Source organism: Paraburkholderia phosphatilytica (genome assembly GCF_003443895.1).
Classification (GTDB): Bacteria; Pseudomonadota; Gammaproteobacteria; order Burkholderiales; family Burkholderiaceae; genus Paraburkholderia; species Paraburkholderia phosphatilytica.
In genome coordinates, this window is sequence record NZ_QQOA01000017.1 from 117,402 (window position 1) to 132,458 (window position 15,057).

Sequence of the window (15,057 nt, forward strand, 5' to 3'; positions counted from 1 at the left end):
AAAGTGCGCGCATCGATGCGGATCGGCGCTTCTGTCAACGTGGATCGCAGTTCACTTTCGTCGGCACATCATTGTGCTCGAGTCGTCCATATTGTATAAAATATCCATATGAGTTAGCATGAAAACATGGCGGGAAGCAGACCAGATTTGCCGCCGTCGAAATTTTCAGCAGCCGGATCGAGTTCCCTATCCGCCCCGTGCCGCAGCAACCTGAGGCCGCGCAATTACAGTTGAAGGAAATGCAATGAGCGACAACATCTTTACCGGTACCATCCCAGCCCTCATGACGCCATGTACGGTTGATCGCACGCCCGACTACGACGCGTTGGTCGCAAAGGGGCGTGAACTGATCGGCCTTGGCATGAACGCGGTCGTCTATTGTGGTTCGATGGGCGACTGGCCCCTGCTGACCGAAGCTCAACGTCAGGAAGGTGTTGCCCGTCTGGTTGCTGCGGGCGTGCCCACGATCGTCGGCACTGGCGCTGTCAATTCGAAGGAGGCCGTTTCTCACGCTGCTCATGCCGCCAAAGTTGGCGCTCACGGGCTGATGGTCATCCCGCGCGTGCTGTCGCGCGGTTCGTCGCCGGCTGCACAGAAGGCTCACTTCGCGGCAATTCTCGAGGCCGCTCCCGCATTGCCGGCCGTCATTTACAACAGCCCGTACTATGGCTTCGCCACGCGCGCCGATCTGTTCTTCGAACTGCGGGCCAAGTACCCGAACCTCATTGGTTTCAAGGAGTTCGGAGGCGCAGCCGACATGCGATACGCGGCCGAGCACATCACGTCCCAGGATGAGAACGTCACGCTGATGGCCGGCGTTGATACGCACGTCTTGCACGGCTTCGTGAACTGCGGTGCGACTGGCGCCATCACCGGAATCGGCAATGCGCTGCCGCGTGAGGTACTGCATCTTGTTGCCCTGTGCAACAAGGCGCGCAAAGGCGATGTCGTCGCGCGACGTCAGGCGAAGGAACTCGAGGCCGCACTCAGCGTGCTTTCCTCGTTCGACGAAGGCACGGACCTCGTGCTGTACTACAAGTATCTGATGGTGCTGAACGGCGACAAGGAATACACGCTCCACTTCAATGAGACCGACGTCCTCAGCGATTCGCAGCGTCGCTATGCCGAAGAGCAGTACGCGCTGTTCCGCGCGTGGTACGCAGGCTGGAGCAAGGAAAGCAATGCGTAACGCCTGAATGCCAGACGGCGAGATGCTGCATCCAGGGCGACGGTCTGCCGCGCAGCAGACCGTCGTACCTTATGTCAATGCCACTCGCCCGCCTTGATCCTGCTCAAGCCCGACCAGGCGTGAGGCCGCTCGCTCGACAGCGATCAGAATCGCCGGTCAGATAGCTGGTCGGCGCGTCTTCCGCCAACCATATCGAAATGCGGATGCGTCTAGCAACGCAATCCCATGCGTGGTCGCATGCGCGAGACGAACCAACCAAAGGACGAGACACCATGCTACCTACAGGAAAACTGCTCATCGGCGGGCAGGCGGTGGACGGATCAAACGGCGTAATCCGCGCAATCAATGCGTCGACTGGAGCCGTAGTCGAACCCGGTTTTGGTGGTGCGACTCTGGCTGATCTCGACCGCGCATGCTCGCTCGCGTGGAGCGCATTCGATTTCTATCGCGAAACTTCGCCAGAAAAGCGCGCCCAGTTTCTGGAAACGATCGCGAACTACATACTCGACATCGGCGACCCTCTGATTGAGCGCTGCATGATCGAAACCGGCCTGCCGCAAGGCCGCCTGCTAGGTGAGCGTGGCCGTACCATCGGTCAATTGCGCATGTTCGCAGATGTCGTGCGCAATGGCGATTACATCGGCGCTCGCATCGACCCAGCGCAACCCGAGCGCAAGCCGCTGCCTCGCGCGGATCTGCGACTACGCCATATCGGCGTCGGTCCTGTCGCTGTCTTCGGTGCGAGCAATTTCCCGCTGGCGTTTTCCGTCGCGGGCGGCGATACGGCCTCTGCGCTTGCTGCCGGATGCCCGGTGATCGTCAAGGTACATTCTGCACACCCAGGCACCTCGGAACTCGTCGGTCGCGCGGTGCAGCGGGCGGTGCAGGATTGTGGCTTGCCTGAAGGCACGTTCTCGCTCTTGTTCGACAGCGGGCGCGAGATCGGCCAGGGACTCGTCAAGGATCATCGCATCAAGGCGGCTGGATTTACCGGCTCCCGCGGTGGCGGAACGGCGCTAATGAAACTCGCAGCGGCCCGCCCGGAGCCGATTCCCGTCTACGCAGAAATGAGCAGCATTAACCCGGTGTTGCTATTCCCGGGCGCGCTCAAAAATCGTGCGGAAGGCGTGGCAAGCATGTTCGTCCAATCGCTCGCACTCGGTGCAGGGCAATTCTGCACCAATCCAGGCCTCGTACTTGGCGTAGACGGCCCCGATCTGGACCGGTTCATTGCGGCTGCGTCGGTCGCGCTTGGAGAGACGCCGGCGCAGACCATGCTAACTCCAGGTATCCATAAGGTCTACAAAGACTCGATCGAAAGAACCGTATCACACCCGGAAGTGAAAACCGTCGCGCGGGGTGTCGAACCGGAGACCCCAGGTCAAGCGAGAGCGGCGTTGTTCGTGACAACTGCCGAAGCGTTCCGTAACCACCCCGACCTCCAGGAAGAGATCTTTGGCGCGTCGTCGCTCGTCGTGCGTTGTCCGGATCTGACATCCGTGCTCGATCTCATCGAAACGCTGGAGGGTCAGTTGACTGCCGCCCTGCACCTCGATGACTCCGATCACGACGAGGCGAGGCGATTTCTACCCGCGTTGGAGCGCCGCGTCGGCCGCATCCTGGTCAACGGTTTTGGCACCGGTGTCGAGGTCGGGCACGCGATGGTGCACGGTGGTCCGTTTCCATCGACGGCCGACGGCCGGTCTACGTCTGTTGGCAGTCTCGCGATCGAGCGCTTCCTGCGACCGGTGAGCTATCAGGATCTGCCCGAAGCGCTTCTGCCTGACGCGCTGAAAAGTGCGAATCCATTCGGTTTGACGCGCCGCATCGACGGGAAACTGCAATTGGGAATTGCCGTTGCGAGGGAGAACCCGGGCCTTTGAACGCCCACTCGGGCGGAGATCCGCGCGAGCGCCGGCCTAGCGGGCAAGCTGTCCGCGCCACGCCCGATTCCGTGTTCGATCGCCGCAGCGCGTTGGAAGCGAGTCAGATATAGTTATAATGTATACACTCGCCTCAGCAAGCTCGAATGAAAGCGCACCCGCCATGAACTCCACCGTCACCAGCTCGCGGCTACAGGCCACGACCGTCGCAGAACAGGCAGCCGATGCGCTGCGTCGCAAGATCATCTCGGGCGAGTTTCCCGAGGGGTATCAGCTTCGACAGGACGCGCTCGCCGCAGAGTTCGGTGTCAGTCGCATCCCGGTGCGTGAGGCGCTCGTACAACTCGAAGGAGAAGGACTCGTCCGGATCGTGCCTCACAAGGGCGCTGTCGTATCGGAGTTGTCCATTGCTGAAATCAGCGAGCTGTTCATGCTGCGTGGGCTGCTCGAACCAATGCTTCTAAGGAAGTCCGCCCCACGACTCACGCAGGCCGATTTTGCCGAACTCGACGCCATCCTCGCTGTATACAAGGAAGAACTGCACGCGCAGCACCTTGCCCGTTGGGGCGAACTGAACACGCGGTTACACGCTCTGCTGATGTCGCGTGCGGAGCAGCCTCGGACGCTGGCCATTGTCACGAGCCTGCTTCAGCAAACCGACCGCTACACGCGATTGCAGCTTTCGTTAAGCGCGGAGAGTTGTGCACGTGCCGAGGAAGAACACGGCGAGCTGGTGCGCCTTTGCCGAACTGGCGATATACGTGCTGCCGCCGCGCTTCTCAAGCGCCACATCGATCACGCGTGCGAAGAGCTCGAAGCTTTTATCCTGTCGCGCAGGCGGCTCTAAGCTGAAGTTTCACGCGGATGCACGTTTAAAGCAGCCGGCGCTGGAATCGATGCCGGCGGTGCAACCTCGGCCGCTGGTGCATCAATCTTTGCGGGCGGAAGACCCACCGGATCATATTCGCCAGCGCGCGGCGCCATTTGAACACCAGGTTCGTGTTCAGCCCATGCTCCATCGCCAAGCGTGCGACCGAAACCCAAGGCTCGCTCGCCACCCTGCTTAACAACACCCAGAAAAATTCGATGCCCTTGCCCTAGGGCTCGGCGGTTCCCGGGATTCGATGATTGCTTCGAATCCTGTCCAGTCCGTTGTTCTTCTAAACCCTGGAGCGACGTGACGAGGGATTCTCTGTTTGCTCATGTGTTCTCCCTACAGTGCCAAAGCCCTGCAAATTCAAACAGATGTTTGCAAATAGAACGCCTGACAATGACAGGTTGTGGCACACATGAGGATTGGAGAGATCGACTGCGTGCAGAAATTCCATTTGCTACGCTGCCAGCTCACCGGTCAACTCAGGATGCCGGGTAATCAAGCGCAGCAGACACAGCACAGCACCCGAGGGAGCAAAGCGGCCCTGCTCCCAGTCACGCAATGTCGCAACAGGCGTGTCAATCCGCTCAGCAAACGCAGGCTGAGTCATGCCAGCAGCCGTGCGTGCCTGGCGTACGAGCATCTGCTCGGGTGTGGTCACACGGCCAACGCGCACCTTGGCTTCCTGAAGCGCCTGGCGCAAATCCGGCAGCGATTCACCGGCATCGGCCTCGATAGCCTTGGCGATTTTCTCGATGTCCATCACAGCACCTTTCGGATGTCCTTGGGAAGCATGTTCTCGCGCTCGGCCTTGGCATAGACCGCTACGAGCAACACGATTTCCTCATCGGTCAGATTGAAGTAGGTTACGCGCGCGCCACCGGACTTCCCCGTACCTGCACGCTTCCAACGGACTTTACGAGCGCCATCAGCACCGGGGATCACGTCCCCTGCATCCGGATTCGCGGCAATCTATGCAATAAAGTCGAGACGTTCGGCGTCAGACCAAATTCGCTCGGCTTGCTTCGGGAAGGTCGGGGTTTCGATCACGGTCCGCATGCACATATTATACGGGATTCCCGTATCACATCAGTCCCGTGCCTGGGAGCCTTCTACCGCCACTCCAACGGGTAGTCAAATGTATAGCTAGACGGAAGATTTTTGGCGAAAATCACCCGTCAAGGGCTTACCCATAAAGGAATCCTCTTGGAATATAGGGACGGTACGATATCGTGCTGATGCGAGCGACGGGCGCGATCACGCCGTATTCCCCGTCGCATCCCGTGCGCGCAGCCATTCGCGCAGCGCGTTGTTCATGCGGGTCTGCCAGCCGTCGCCCGTGGCCTTGAACGCGTCGATGATGTCCGCGTCGTAGCGTACCGTCAGCAGCACCTTCGGTCGGTCGAGCTTCGGCCGGCCGCGTACCCCGGTGCGCTTCATTTCGGTGAAGGCTTCGGCCGGCACCTCGAAGGTGTCGGGATCTTCCGCGATGCCGCGCTGGACAGCCGCTTCTTCATCGGGCGTATTGCGGATGAGTCTGGATGGTTCGTTCATAGCAAGCCGTTTCCTTGTTGCTGGCCCTACGCAGGCTGACGATCCGAAATTGCCGGGGGCACTGCGTGAACACCACGCAGAAGAGCCGCCTGCCGATCGACGCAAAACCGATCTCGCGCAGTGCGCCATAGTCTTTCCTCGTATCCGGTGCACTCCATATGCACGACCAGTCGATCATGCGGGCGAGCATCAGCGATACGCCATGCTTCCGCCGGTTTGCCTCGCTCTCCTCCAGATCGAACGAGATGAACAACGGATGATTAAATGTAGTGACAGCAAAGACTTTTGGCAAGATATTTTCGTCCCTACGGATAATCGGAAAACTCAGAATCTGCGCCGTGGCTTTCGAAAAACCCGGGGGCAGCGATCGCCCGAAGCGAAGACCATCGTAAGTGCGAGGGAAAGCGGTGTCGCCCTGGCCAATCGGCCAACAAATGTGCGCCGCGCCACGCGACAGCGCATATGCTTTGCATAGACAGACGCGGCCTGCTCTACCATGTCTCGCCACGCGAAGCGCAATGCTTCGCAGGCACCGGTGAAGCGGACGAACGGCCCCAGCAGGCGGCCGTCCGCATGCACCGGAACGCAGGACAACCGCATTTCCCGCCCAGCCGCGCATTCACGGGCGCAGGAAATCGCCAGCTCGAACCCTGACCGGAGCGGAGAGGCGTATGGCGATCAACGAGTACATGCTGTCGCACAAGGACCTGGTCAAAGCGATCATCGTGCACAAGAACATCCACGAGGGTTTCTGGTGCCTGAACATCAACTTCAACATCGCGGCGAGCCATGGCGTCGAGTCGCCGAACCCGTCGGTCGCGCTGTCGATCATGAGCATCGGCGTCACCCGGTCGCCGGAAGCCAACGATCTGACCATCGACGCCGCGGTCGTGAACCCGTGGGTGCCCAGAAAGGCGGCCGAGGAGTTGGCCCTGGCTACACCGCCCGCTCCGCCTGAGCCGGCCGCACCTAAGCCGGCTGCACCGATCATCGCCAGCAACGCGGAGTTGCTCGCGAGCCTGCCGTCGCGCTTCGGTCGCAACATCTACGGCAACGTCGCCGTCAGCTTCAGGCCGCAGGCGGCGCAGCAGGGCCGCAATGGCGATAGCGCCGCGACGAACGGGATCGCCGCGAATGGCGTGAACGGCGTCAGCGGCATGAGCATGGGCCGGCCCGACGCGAATGGCGTCGCTGCGAACAGCGTCGCCCAGCCGAACGGCCTTTCCGCCGATACCGAAGCCACCCCCGTCATCTCGATCGCGCCGCAGCCTCCTCACGGCAACCGCGGCAACGCCTGAAGGCAGCGCCAGCCCGTTCGCTCTGGATCACCTAGACTTTCGATATCCAGGCGAACACGGATGGAGGCTGCCATGGCTGAATCGATGGTCAGCGTCGTCGTCGCGTTGATAGCAATCGTCCTTGCGACGGTGCTGCTCGCGTCGAGAACGCATCGCGAGCATCTGCGCGAGCGGCTTACGAGCCGCCTCGACGGGCACCGGATCTGGCACCGGATGCGTCACCGTCACTGAGCGCAACACACGAACGGCTTGCGGCGCGAACGGAGGAACGATCATGTCCGACCCACAGGATGTGTGGCAGCAGGTGGATTACGAAGGATTCGAGATTCACGTATCGACGCGCCCGCGCGATCCGGAGCATCCGGCACGCTTCACCTACGTCGGCTACGTCTGCCATCCGGGTGCGGCGGCGAGCATGCCGGGCCATTCGGTGCCGTTTCACGCGGACGGCGAAGAATCGTTTCGCAGTGGCGACGATGCGCGGGACGAGGCGCTGCACGTAGGACGCAGCATCGTCGACGGCACGCATCCGGACCTGTCGGTGTTGTCGCTCGTGACGAGCGGCGTCTGAGCCGGCGATCGCCCGCCTCGTATGTCGTACCGCGTGCCTGACTGACGCCCGGTATCAGCGCGCGATCTGCGACGCGAGTGCGAGCAGCGCGTCGACGTGGCCGTCGATGCCGGCGTCGTAGCGCACCGGGTTCGGGTGGTGCGCAGCATTCGAGTCCGATGAACGCTCACTGCTCGCGGCGATGGCCCGCTCCACCGCGGCGCGCAATCCGGCCGCGTCGCCCGGTGCGAACGTGTGGCGCATCGAAGGATCGATCGCGTCACAGCAGCCGATGTTCGACGCGAAGATCACTGGCGTGCCGCACATCACCGATTCGATGCCCACCAGTCCGAACGGCTCGTACAGCGACGCGAGAATCGTAAAGTCCGCCGCGCGGTAGCAGTCTTCGATGTCCTTCACGTAGCCGACGTATCGCACCCGTTGCGACGTGCGATCCGGCGCGCGGCCCGCCACCGCGACGACGACCGGCAGATCGATCGTGGCAAGCGCCGCTTCGATCAGCGGCAGACCCTTGCGCTCATGGCTGCTCGATGGAAACAGCAGCACGATCTCGTTCTCACCGAAGCCGAAGCGCTCGCGCAGCGCGACGCGCGCCGCCGCATCGGCCGGCGCGAAACGCGTGCCGTCGACGGGCGGATACAGCACGCGGATCTTGTCCTCGGGCACGTCGTACAGCTCGCGCAGCTCGTCATGCATCAGCTGCGAATGCGCGACGACCACGCGCGACGTTTCGTACTGCCGCGCTTCGAGCTCGATCTGCCGGAGATCGGACTGCTTCGGTTTTCTGCCCATCGCGCGCAGAAAGCCGCGATGCGTGCCGCCGCAAATCGCGATTTCCGAACCGACCACGCGATTGCAGCCGATCAGCACGTCGACCCGCTGCGCACGCCGCGCCGCGGCAAGCCGCCACGAGAACCACATGTCGCGCAGCTTGCCCGGCAGAAACGACACGTTGATCCTGTGCGCGTCCACCATCCGGCTTTCAGGCAGCGACGGGTCGAAGCGCCGCGCGAACACCGCCGGCCGATGGCCGCGCGCGACGAGGCCGCGCACCAGATCCATCGCGTAGCGCTCAAGGCCGCCGCTGTACTTCAGCGCGTTGCAGGACAGTCCGATTTTCATTGTCGTCGTGGACGCTGGTGTGCCCGGCAACGCTCAGGCCGCGTTTTGCTGGAACTGGATCCGGTGCAGATGCGCGTAGAGGCCACCGTGCTGCAGCAGCTCGCGATGGCTGCCGCGCTCGACGATGCGTCCCGCTTCGAGCACGAGGATGCGATCCGCGCGTTCGATCGTCGACAGCCGGTGCGCGATCACGAGCGTGGTGCGCCCTTCCATCAGCGTTTCGAGCGCGGCCTGCACGTGGCGCTCGGATTCCGAATCGAGCGCGGACGTGGCTTCGTCGAGAATCAGGATCGGCGCATCCTTGTAGATTGCGCGCGCGATCGCGAGACGCTGCCGCTGCCCGCCCGACAGCCGCATGCCGTTGTCGCCGACGAGGGTATCGATGCCTTCGGGCATCGCGAGCACCGTATCCCACAGGTTGGCCGCCCTGAGCGCCGACTCGACCCGGCTGCGTTCAGGCGTCATGCCGTACGCGACGTTGTTCGCGATCGTGTCGTTGAACAGCACGACGTCCTGGCTCACCATCGCGATCTGCCCGCGCAGATCGTGCAGATCGAACTCGCGGATCGGCACGCCATCGATCAGAATGTCGCCGCCCGACGGGTCGAAGAAGCGCGGCAGCAGGTTCACGAGCGTGGTCTTGCCGCTGCCCGACGGGCCCGCGAGCGCCACCATCTCGCCGCGCGCGACCTTGAACGACACGTGGTCGAGCGTCTGGCGACGCGCGTCGTCGGTCGGGCCATACGCGAATGACACGTCGCGGAATTCGAGATCGCCGGTGGCGCGTTCGAGCTTGCGGCCGCCGCCCGGCGGCTCGGGCGGCTCGTCGATCAGCCCGAAAATCAGTTCGGCCGCGGTCATGCCGCGCTGGATCGGCTGGTTCACGTCCATCAGATGCTTGAGCGGCGAGATGATCAGCAGCATCGACGTGACGAACGCGACGAAGCCGCCCACCGTGGTCTGGTCATGCGCGGACTGCACGACCGCGATGGTCAGCACGGCCGCGAGCGCGATCGATGCGAGGAACTGCGTGAGCGGCTGCGCGAGCCCGCCCGACACCGTCATCCGCATCGAGTAGCCGCGCAGACGCCGGCTCAGGTTGTTGAAGCGGTTGATCTCGTACGACTCGCCGTTGTGCACCTTGACGACCTTGTAGCCGCCCACCGTCTCTTCGACGATGTACGACAGTTCGTTGGTGAGCAGCTGGTACTCGCGGTTCAGACGCCGCAGACGCCGGTTGATCTTGCCGACCAGCCAGCCGATCGCGGGCAGCAGCACCGCGACGATCAGCGTGAGACGCCAGTTCAGAAAGAACAGGTAGCCAAGCAGAAACACGACCGTCAGCGAATCGCGCACGAGCGTGACCAGCACGCTGATCAGCACGTTCAGGATCTGATTGACCTCGAACACGATCGCGTTGATGATCGTGCTCGCGGTTTCGCGCTGGAAGAACGCGACGCCCGTGTGGATCATGCGGTCGAACATCCTGATCCGCAGATCGAGCAGGATCCGGTTCGACACGTACTGCAGCAGATAGCCCGACGTGTACTGCGAGACCGCGCGCACGAGCGCGAGCCCGACCACCGCGACCGGCACGATCCAGCGCGACGCCTGGCTGCCCTTCGTGCCGAAGCCGTGGTCGAGCAGCGGCTTGAGCAGCATCGGGATGCCCGCTTCAGTCGCGGCAACGACGCCCATCGCCGCGATGCCGCCGATCATCACCCACAGCAGCGGCTGAAGATACGGCCACAGGCGCTTCATCACGACGCGCGGCGACGACGCGTCTCCTTCGCCCATGGTTTTGCTTAAGGTTGGCTTCGCGCTCAAGAAGTCCTCTGGAATTGCTGACAGGCTGCCGCCGCAACGGCCGGCGGACGAAAACCGCTATTGTAGACGGGCGGCCGGGGTGAGTATCGATCGGCATCGGGGGCCAGGTATACTTGCGCGACGCGTTTCGCTTACCCGCCCTTCTACACTCATGAACCAGACCACGCTCGGCGTCGCCGTCATCACCCGAAACGCCGCGTCGCGCCTCGACGAATGTCTTGCCGCCGTGGCATTTGCCGACGCGATCGTCGTGGTCGACAGCGGCAGCACGGACCACACAGTGGAGATCGCGCGGGCGCATGGCGCCCGTGTGCTGTCGCATCCGGACTGGCCAGGCTTCGGCCCGCAGAAAAACCGCGCGCTCGACGCGCTGGGTACCGACTGGATTCTCTCGATCGACGCCGACGAAATCGTTTCGGCGGAACTGGCCTCGGCCATCCGCGCAACACTTGCTGCGCCGGCCGCCGACGTCTATGCACTCGATCGTCTGTCGTATTTCTGCGGCCACCAGGTGCGTCACAGCGGCTGGTACCCGGACTGGATTCCGCGCCTCTTCCGGCGCGGCGCCGCGCGTTTCTCCGACGATCTGGTGCACGAGCGGCTGGTGTTCGAAGGACCGGTTCAACGGCTCGCCGGCAAGCTGCTGCACTACTCGTACGAAGACTTCGAAACCGTATTGCGCAAGCTCGACGCGTATTCGACCGCGGGCGCGCGGCAGCGGCATGCGGCCGGCGGGCACGGCAGCTTCGGCAAGGCGCTGGCGCGCGGCGCCTGGGCGTTCGTGCGCACGTACCTGCTGCGGCGGGGTTTTCTCGACGGACGCGCGGGCTTCATGATCGCCGTGTTCAACGCGGAGACGGTGTACTACCGTTTCCTGAAGCTGGCCCACATGGAAACGGCGCGTGCCGATACGGCGGTTCCGGCCAGCGACACGCCACGCTAGCTATTCGAAGCCGGCGCGGCGCCTCACGTCCCTCACCTCAGTAGAGGATCTCGATCGAGCTGCCCGCGAACTCGCCGCGCAGCGCGGCGAGCAGATCGTCGGTGGGCTTGACGCGCCACGCGTCGCCGAGGCGCACCTCGCCTTCCGCGTGTTCGCTGCGATAGACGATCTGCACCGCGAGCCCGTTCGGAATCACGACCCGCTCTCGCTGGCGGCCACCATCACCGCCACGGCCATAGCCGCCACCGCCACCGCCACCGTTGCCGCCACGCGGCGCCGGCGCAGCCACCGGAGCGGCGGCTGTCCCGGCATCGGGCTTCGCGCAATAGGCTTCGAGCACCCGGCGCAATACGCCCGCATCGGCGTTGCCGTTCATCTGCACTTTCACGGCCTGCGCATAGCGGCTGCGCGCGCGTTCGAGATCCATCACGGTATCCACGGTGAAACGGATGCCGCCGGTGAACGCGTCGTTACGCGCCTGTCCCTGCACGACGAGCAGCTCGTCTTCCTTGAAAAGCTGCTTGTGCGCTTCGAACTGCTCGTTGAACACGGTCACTTCGCACTGGCCGGTACCGTCGTCGAGCAGCGCGATCAGCATCTTGCCGCGCTGGGTCATCTGCGTACGCAGCGACGCGATCACGCCAGCCACCAGCTTGTCGCGCCCTTCCTTCAGCTCGCCGATCTTCGTGCGCACGAAGCGGCGGATCTCGTCCTTGTACGCATCGAACAGGTGACCGGACAGATAGAAGCCGAGCGCCGCCTTCTCTTCCTGCAGCTTGCGCTTCTCGGGCCACGCGGGTTCGTCGACGAGTTCGTGGCCTTGCGACGGCGCATCGCCCATGTCGAACAGGCCCGCCTGCATCGCGTTCGCGCTGGCCTGCTCGGCCGCTTCCATCGCGAGCGACACCGACGCGATCAGCTGCGCGCGGTTCTCGTGCAAGGTATCGAACGCGCCGGCGCGGATCAGCGCCTCGACCGTGCGTCGATTCACGATGCGGCGATCGATGCGGTTGCAGAAGTCGAACAGATCGATGAACGGACCGTCGGCTTCGCGCGCGCGCAGGATTTCTTCGATCGCGTTCTGGCCGCTGCCCTTCACCGCGCCGAGACCGTAGCGGATCGTGCGCGAACGCTTGCTCGGATCGGCTTCGGCCACCGGCTCGAAGCGATATGCGGACAGATTGATGTCGGGCGGCAGCACGGCCATCTTGTTCGTCAGGCAATCTTCGAACAGGATCTTGACCTTGTCCGTGTCGTCCATGGCGAGCGACATATTGGCGGCCATGAACTCGGCGGGATGATGCGCCTTCAGCCACGCGGTGTGGTACGCGAGCAGCGCATACGCGGCCGCGTGCGACTTGTTGAAGCCGTAGCCCGCGAACTTCTCCATCAGGTCGAAGGTTTCGTCTGCCTTCGCGCGCGTGAGGCCGTTCTTCGCGGCGCCTTCCGCGAAGATCTCGCGATGCTTCGCCATTTCCTCGGGCTTCTTCTTGCCCATCGCGCGGCGCAGCAGGTCGGCGCCGCCCAGCGAGTAGCCGCCGATGATCTGCGCCATCTGCATCACCTGCTCCTGATAGACCATGATGCCGTAGGTCTCTTTCAGGACGGGCTCGACGCGCGGATCCGGATACTCGACCACCTCGCGGCCGTGCTTGCGCGCGCAGAAGCTCGGGATCAGATCCATCGGACCCGGACGGTACAGCGCGACGAGCGCGATGATGTCCTCGAAGCGGTCGGGCTGCGCGTCTTTCAGCATGCCCTGCATGCCGCGGCTTTCCAGCTGGAACACGGCGACCGTATTCGCTTTCTTCAGGATCGAGAACGACGCCGGGTCGTCCAGCGGCACCTGCGTGAGATTCCAGTCCGCCTTCGCCGGATCGAGGCGCCGGATATAGCGCTCCGCCCAGTCGAGGATGGTCAGCGTGGTGAGACCCAGAAAGTCGAACTTCACGAGGCCGACGGCTTCCACGTCGTCCTTGTCGTACTGGCTCACGACGCCGCCGTCGTCGCCCTGCGTGTAGAGCGGGCAGAAATCGGTCAGCTTGCCGGGCGCGATCAGTACGCCGCCCGCGTGCATGCCGACGTTGCGCGTCAAGCCTTCCACGCGCTGCGCGAGTTCGAGCAGCTGGTGCACTTCGTCTTCGTTGTCGAAGCGCTCCTGCAGCAGCGGCTCTTCCTTCATCGCGTCCGCGATCGTGACGTGCTTGCCCGGCTTGAACGGGATCAGCTTCGCGACGCCATCGGTGAAGTTGTAGCCGAGATCGAGCACGCGGCCGATGTCGCGCACGGCCGCTTTCGCGGCCATCGTGCCGAAGGTTGCGATCTGCGAGACCGCGTCCGCGCCGTACTTGCCCTTCACGTACTGGATCACGCGGTCGCGCCCTTCCTGGCAGAAGTCGATGTCGAAGTCAGGCATCGACACCCGTTCCGGATTCAGGAAGCGTTCGAACAGCAGGTTGTAGCGAAGCGGATCGAGATCGGTAATGCCGAGCGCGTAGGCGACCAGCGAACCCGCGCCGGAACCGCGGCCCGGTCCGACCGGCACGCCGTTGCTTTTCGCCCAGTTGATGAAGTCCGCCACGATCAGGAAGTAGCCGGGAAAGCCCATCTTCACGATCGTGCCGCACTCGAAATCGAGGCGCTGGTAATAGGTCTCGCGCTGTTTGTCGCGTTCGGCGCTATCCGGGTACAGCTGTTCGAGCCGCTTTTCGAGACCTTCCTTCGAGAGCTGGACCAGGTAGTCGTCGAGCGACATGCCGTCCGGCGTCGGGAACAGCGGCAGCTTCGGCTTGCCGAGTTCGAGCGTGAGGTTGCAGCGCTTCGCGATCTCGACGGTATTCGCAACCGCCGACGGTAAGTCCGCGTAGAGCGCCGCCATCTCGTCCTGGCTGCGGAAATACTGCTCGGTCGAGAAGCGCTTCTGCCGGCGAGGATTCGCGAGAATGTCGCCTTCCGAGATACACACACGCGCTTCGTGCGCGGTGAAGTCGTCCGGTGTCATGTACTGCAGCGGATGCGTGGCGACCACCGGCAGCTTCAGTTCCGCCGCGATCGCAACCGCCTGCTGCACGTACGCTTCCGCGCCCGGCTGCCCGCAACGCTGCAGCTCGATGTAGAAGCCGTTCGGAAAACGCTGCGCCCAACGCTGCGCGTTGCGCTTCGCCGCTTCCACATTGCCCGCCGCGAGCGCGAGACCGATATCGCCCTGCTGCGCGCCGGAGAGCGCGAGCAGCCCTTCGCCGAGACCGCTTTCGAGCCACGCGGCGTCCACTTCGGCGCGGCCGCGATACTGGTTCGTGAGCCACGCCTTCGTGAGCAGCTCGCAGAGATTCAGGTAGCCGCGCGCGTCTTTGACGAGCAGCAGCAGGCGCGAGGGTTTCTCGCGGTCGTCCGGATTCGCGATCCAGACGTCGCAGCCGGCGATGGGTTTGACCCCTTTGCCGCGCGCTTCCTTGTAGAAACGGACGAGGCCGAATGCATTGCCGAGATCGGTCAGCGCGAGCGCGCCCTGGCCGTCTTTGGCCGCGGCTTCGACGACGTCGTCGAGGCGCACGATGCCATCGGCAATCGAGAATTCGGAGTGAACGCGAAGATGAACGAAGCGGGGTTCTGACATGGGCGACATTGTACAACCGCCACCCTCGTTCTGAAGGTCGAAAACGACTCGCGGATGTCACATTGGCCGATCGGCCAAGGCTGCGGCGTATGAGCGATAATAGCGCTTTCGTCCAGCGTTACCGCGGCGCGCACCCGTACTACTGGCCAGCAACGCACAGCCAGGGTCACGGCCACGCCC

General features: G+C 63.4%; 14 protein-coding genes. 7 read left to right on the forward strand and 7 right to left on the reverse strand.

Annotation, left to right across the window (positions count from 1 at the left end):
• Positions 1–244: 244 nt before the first annotated feature.
• From DVS29_RS19490 to DVS29_RS19500, 3 genes are all read left to right on the forward strand, one after another.
• A complete protein-coding gene (locus DVS29_RS19490) occupies positions 245–1,189 on the forward strand; it encodes a dihydrodipicolinate synthase family protein (protein ID WP_118182123.1) in 945 nt (314 codons plus the stop codon).
• A 272-nt stretch (positions 1,190–1,461) separates the two neighbouring features.
• Positions 1,462–3,072 carry an aldehyde dehydrogenase (NADP(+)) gene (locus DVS29_RS19495; RefSeq protein WP_118182124.1) on the forward strand — a complete coding sequence of 537 codons (1,611 nt, stop codon included), beginning with the start codon at positions 1,462–1,464 and terminating at the stop codon, positions 3,070–3,072.
• Between the two features lie 163 nt (positions 3,073–3,235).
• Positions 3,236–3,919, forward strand: coding sequence for a GntR family transcriptional regulator (locus tag DVS29_RS19500; protein WP_118182125.1), 684 nt, complete (start codon positions 3,236–3,238; stop codon positions 3,917–3,919).
• A gap of 484 nt (positions 3,920–4,403) precedes the next feature.
• On the opposite strand, the gene DVS29_RS19510 is transcribed toward DVS29_RS19500, so the two are convergent.
• From DVS29_RS19510 to DVS29_RS19525, 4 genes are all read right to left on the reverse strand, one after another.
• Entirely contained in the window at positions 4,404–4,709 is a 306-nt protein-coding gene (locus DVS29_RS19510) for a helix-turn-helix domain-containing protein (protein WP_118182127.1), read from the reverse strand.
• Positions 4,709–4,891, reverse strand: a complete 183-nt coding sequence (locus tag DVS29_RS38350) for a hypothetical protein (protein ID WP_420816131.1) — start codon at positions 4,889–4,891, stop codon at positions 4,709–4,711. Before DVS29_RS38350 ends, DVS29_RS19510 begins: the two co-directional genes overlap by 1 nt.
• Positions 4,892–5,203: 312 nt before the next feature.
• Positions 5,204–5,500 carry a BrnA antitoxin family protein gene (locus DVS29_RS19520; RefSeq protein ID WP_118182128.1) on the reverse strand — a complete coding sequence of 99 codons (297 nt, stop codon included), beginning with the start codon at positions 5,498–5,500 and terminating at the stop codon, positions 5,204–5,206.
• Positions 5,460–5,792, reverse strand: a complete 333-nt coding sequence (locus DVS29_RS19525; protein ID WP_240655690.1) for a BrnT family toxin — start codon at positions 5,790–5,792, stop codon at positions 5,460–5,462. Before DVS29_RS19525 ends, DVS29_RS19520 begins: the two co-directional genes overlap by 41 nt.
• A gap of 379 nt (positions 5,793–6,171) precedes the next feature.
• Between DVS29_RS19525 and DVS29_RS19530 the strand changes: the two genes are divergently transcribed.
• From DVS29_RS19530 to DVS29_RS19535, 3 genes are all read left to right on the forward strand, one after another.
• Positions 6,172–6,798 carry a hypothetical protein gene (locus DVS29_RS19530; RefSeq protein ID WP_118182129.1) on the forward strand — a complete coding sequence of 209 codons (627 nt, stop codon included), beginning with the start codon at positions 6,172–6,174 and terminating at the stop codon, positions 6,796–6,798.
• A 72-nt stretch (positions 6,799–6,870) separates the two neighbouring features.
• Positions 6,871–7,029 (forward strand): hypothetical protein, encoded by a 159-nt coding sequence (locus DVS29_RS37355; protein WP_164707944.1) that lies wholly within the window; start codon positions 6,871–6,873, stop codon positions 7,027–7,029.
• A 43-nt stretch (positions 7,030–7,072) separates the two neighbouring features.
• Positions 7,073–7,369 (forward strand): hypothetical protein, encoded by a 297-nt coding sequence (locus DVS29_RS19535; RefSeq protein WP_118182130.1) that lies wholly within the window; start codon positions 7,073–7,075, stop codon positions 7,367–7,369.
• A 54-nt stretch (positions 7,370–7,423) separates the two neighbouring features.
• Here DVS29_RS19535 and DVS29_RS19540 read toward each other — a convergent pair whose 3' ends face one another.
• Both DVS29_RS19540 and msbA read right to left on the reverse strand, forming a co-directional pair.
• Positions 7,424–8,491 carry a glycosyltransferase family 4 protein gene (locus DVS29_RS19540; protein ID WP_118182131.1) on the reverse strand — a complete coding sequence of 356 codons (1,068 nt, stop codon included), beginning with the start codon at positions 8,489–8,491 and terminating at the stop codon, positions 7,424–7,426.
• Between the two features lie 33 nt (positions 8,492–8,524).
• Positions 8,525–10,318: a lipid A export permease/ATP-binding protein MsbA gene (gene msbA, locus DVS29_RS19545; protein ID WP_118182132.1), complete on the reverse strand. Its 1,794-nt coding sequence runs from the start codon at positions 10,316–10,318 to the stop codon at positions 8,525–8,527.
• Between the two features lie 151 nt (positions 10,319–10,469).
• Here msbA and DVS29_RS19550 point away from each other — a divergent pair, with 151 nt between their 5' ends.
• Positions 10,470–11,261: a glycosyltransferase family 2 protein gene (locus DVS29_RS19550; RefSeq protein WP_118182133.1), complete on the forward strand. Its 792-nt coding sequence runs from the start codon at positions 10,470–10,472 to the stop codon at positions 11,259–11,261.
• A 37-nt stretch (positions 11,262–11,298) separates the two neighbouring features.
• Here the strand turns inward: DVS29_RS19550 and dnaE are convergent, their stop codons facing one another.
• Positions 11,299–14,886, reverse strand: coding sequence for a DNA polymerase III subunit alpha (gene dnaE, locus DVS29_RS19555; protein WP_118182134.1), 3,588 nt, complete (start codon positions 14,884–14,886; stop codon positions 11,299–11,301).
• Positions 14,887–15,057 lie beyond the last annotated feature (171 nt).

Excerpts from the sequence above, each read along its gene's own strand:
- DVS29_RS19490 (WP_118182123.1), top strand. The coding sequence starts at position 245 with ATGAGCGACAACATCTTTACCGGTACCATCCCAGCCCTCATGACGCCA.
- DVS29_RS19495 (WP_118182124.1), top strand. The coding sequence starts at position 1,462 with ATGCTACCTACAGGAAAACTGCTCATCGGCGGGCAGGCGGTGGACGGA.
- DVS29_RS19500 (WP_118182125.1), top strand. The coding sequence starts at position 3,236 with ATGAACTCCACCGTCACCAGCTCGCGGCTACAGGCCACGACCGTCGCA.
- DVS29_RS19510 (WP_118182127.1), bottom strand. The coding sequence starts at position 4,709 with ATGGACATCGAGAAAATCGCCAAGGCTATCGAGGCCGATGCCGGTGAA.
- DVS29_RS19520 (WP_118182128.1), bottom strand. The coding sequence starts at position 5,500 with ATGAACGAACCATCCAGACTCATCCGCAATACGCCCGATGAAGAAGCG.
- DVS29_RS19530 (WP_118182129.1), top strand. The coding sequence starts at position 6,172 with ATGGCGATCAACGAGTACATGCTGTCGCACAAGGACCTGGTCAAAGCG.
- DVS29_RS37355 (WP_164707944.1), top strand. The coding sequence starts at position 6,871 with ATGGCTGAATCGATGGTCAGCGTCGTCGTCGCGTTGATAGCAATCGTC.
- DVS29_RS19535 (WP_118182130.1), top strand. The coding sequence starts at position 7,073 with ATGTCCGACCCACAGGATGTGTGGCAGCAGGTGGATTACGAAGGATTC.
- DVS29_RS19540 (WP_118182131.1), bottom strand. The coding sequence starts at position 8,491 with ATGAAAATCGGACTGTCCTGCAACGCGCTGAAGTACAGCGGCGGCCTT.
- DVS29_RS19550 (WP_118182133.1), top strand. The coding sequence starts at position 10,470 with ATGAACCAGACCACGCTCGGCGTCGCCGTCATCACCCGAAACGCCGCG.
- dnaE (WP_118182134.1), bottom strand. The coding sequence starts at position 14,886 with ATGTCGCCCATGTCAGAACCCCGCTTCGTTCATCTTCGCGTTCACTCC.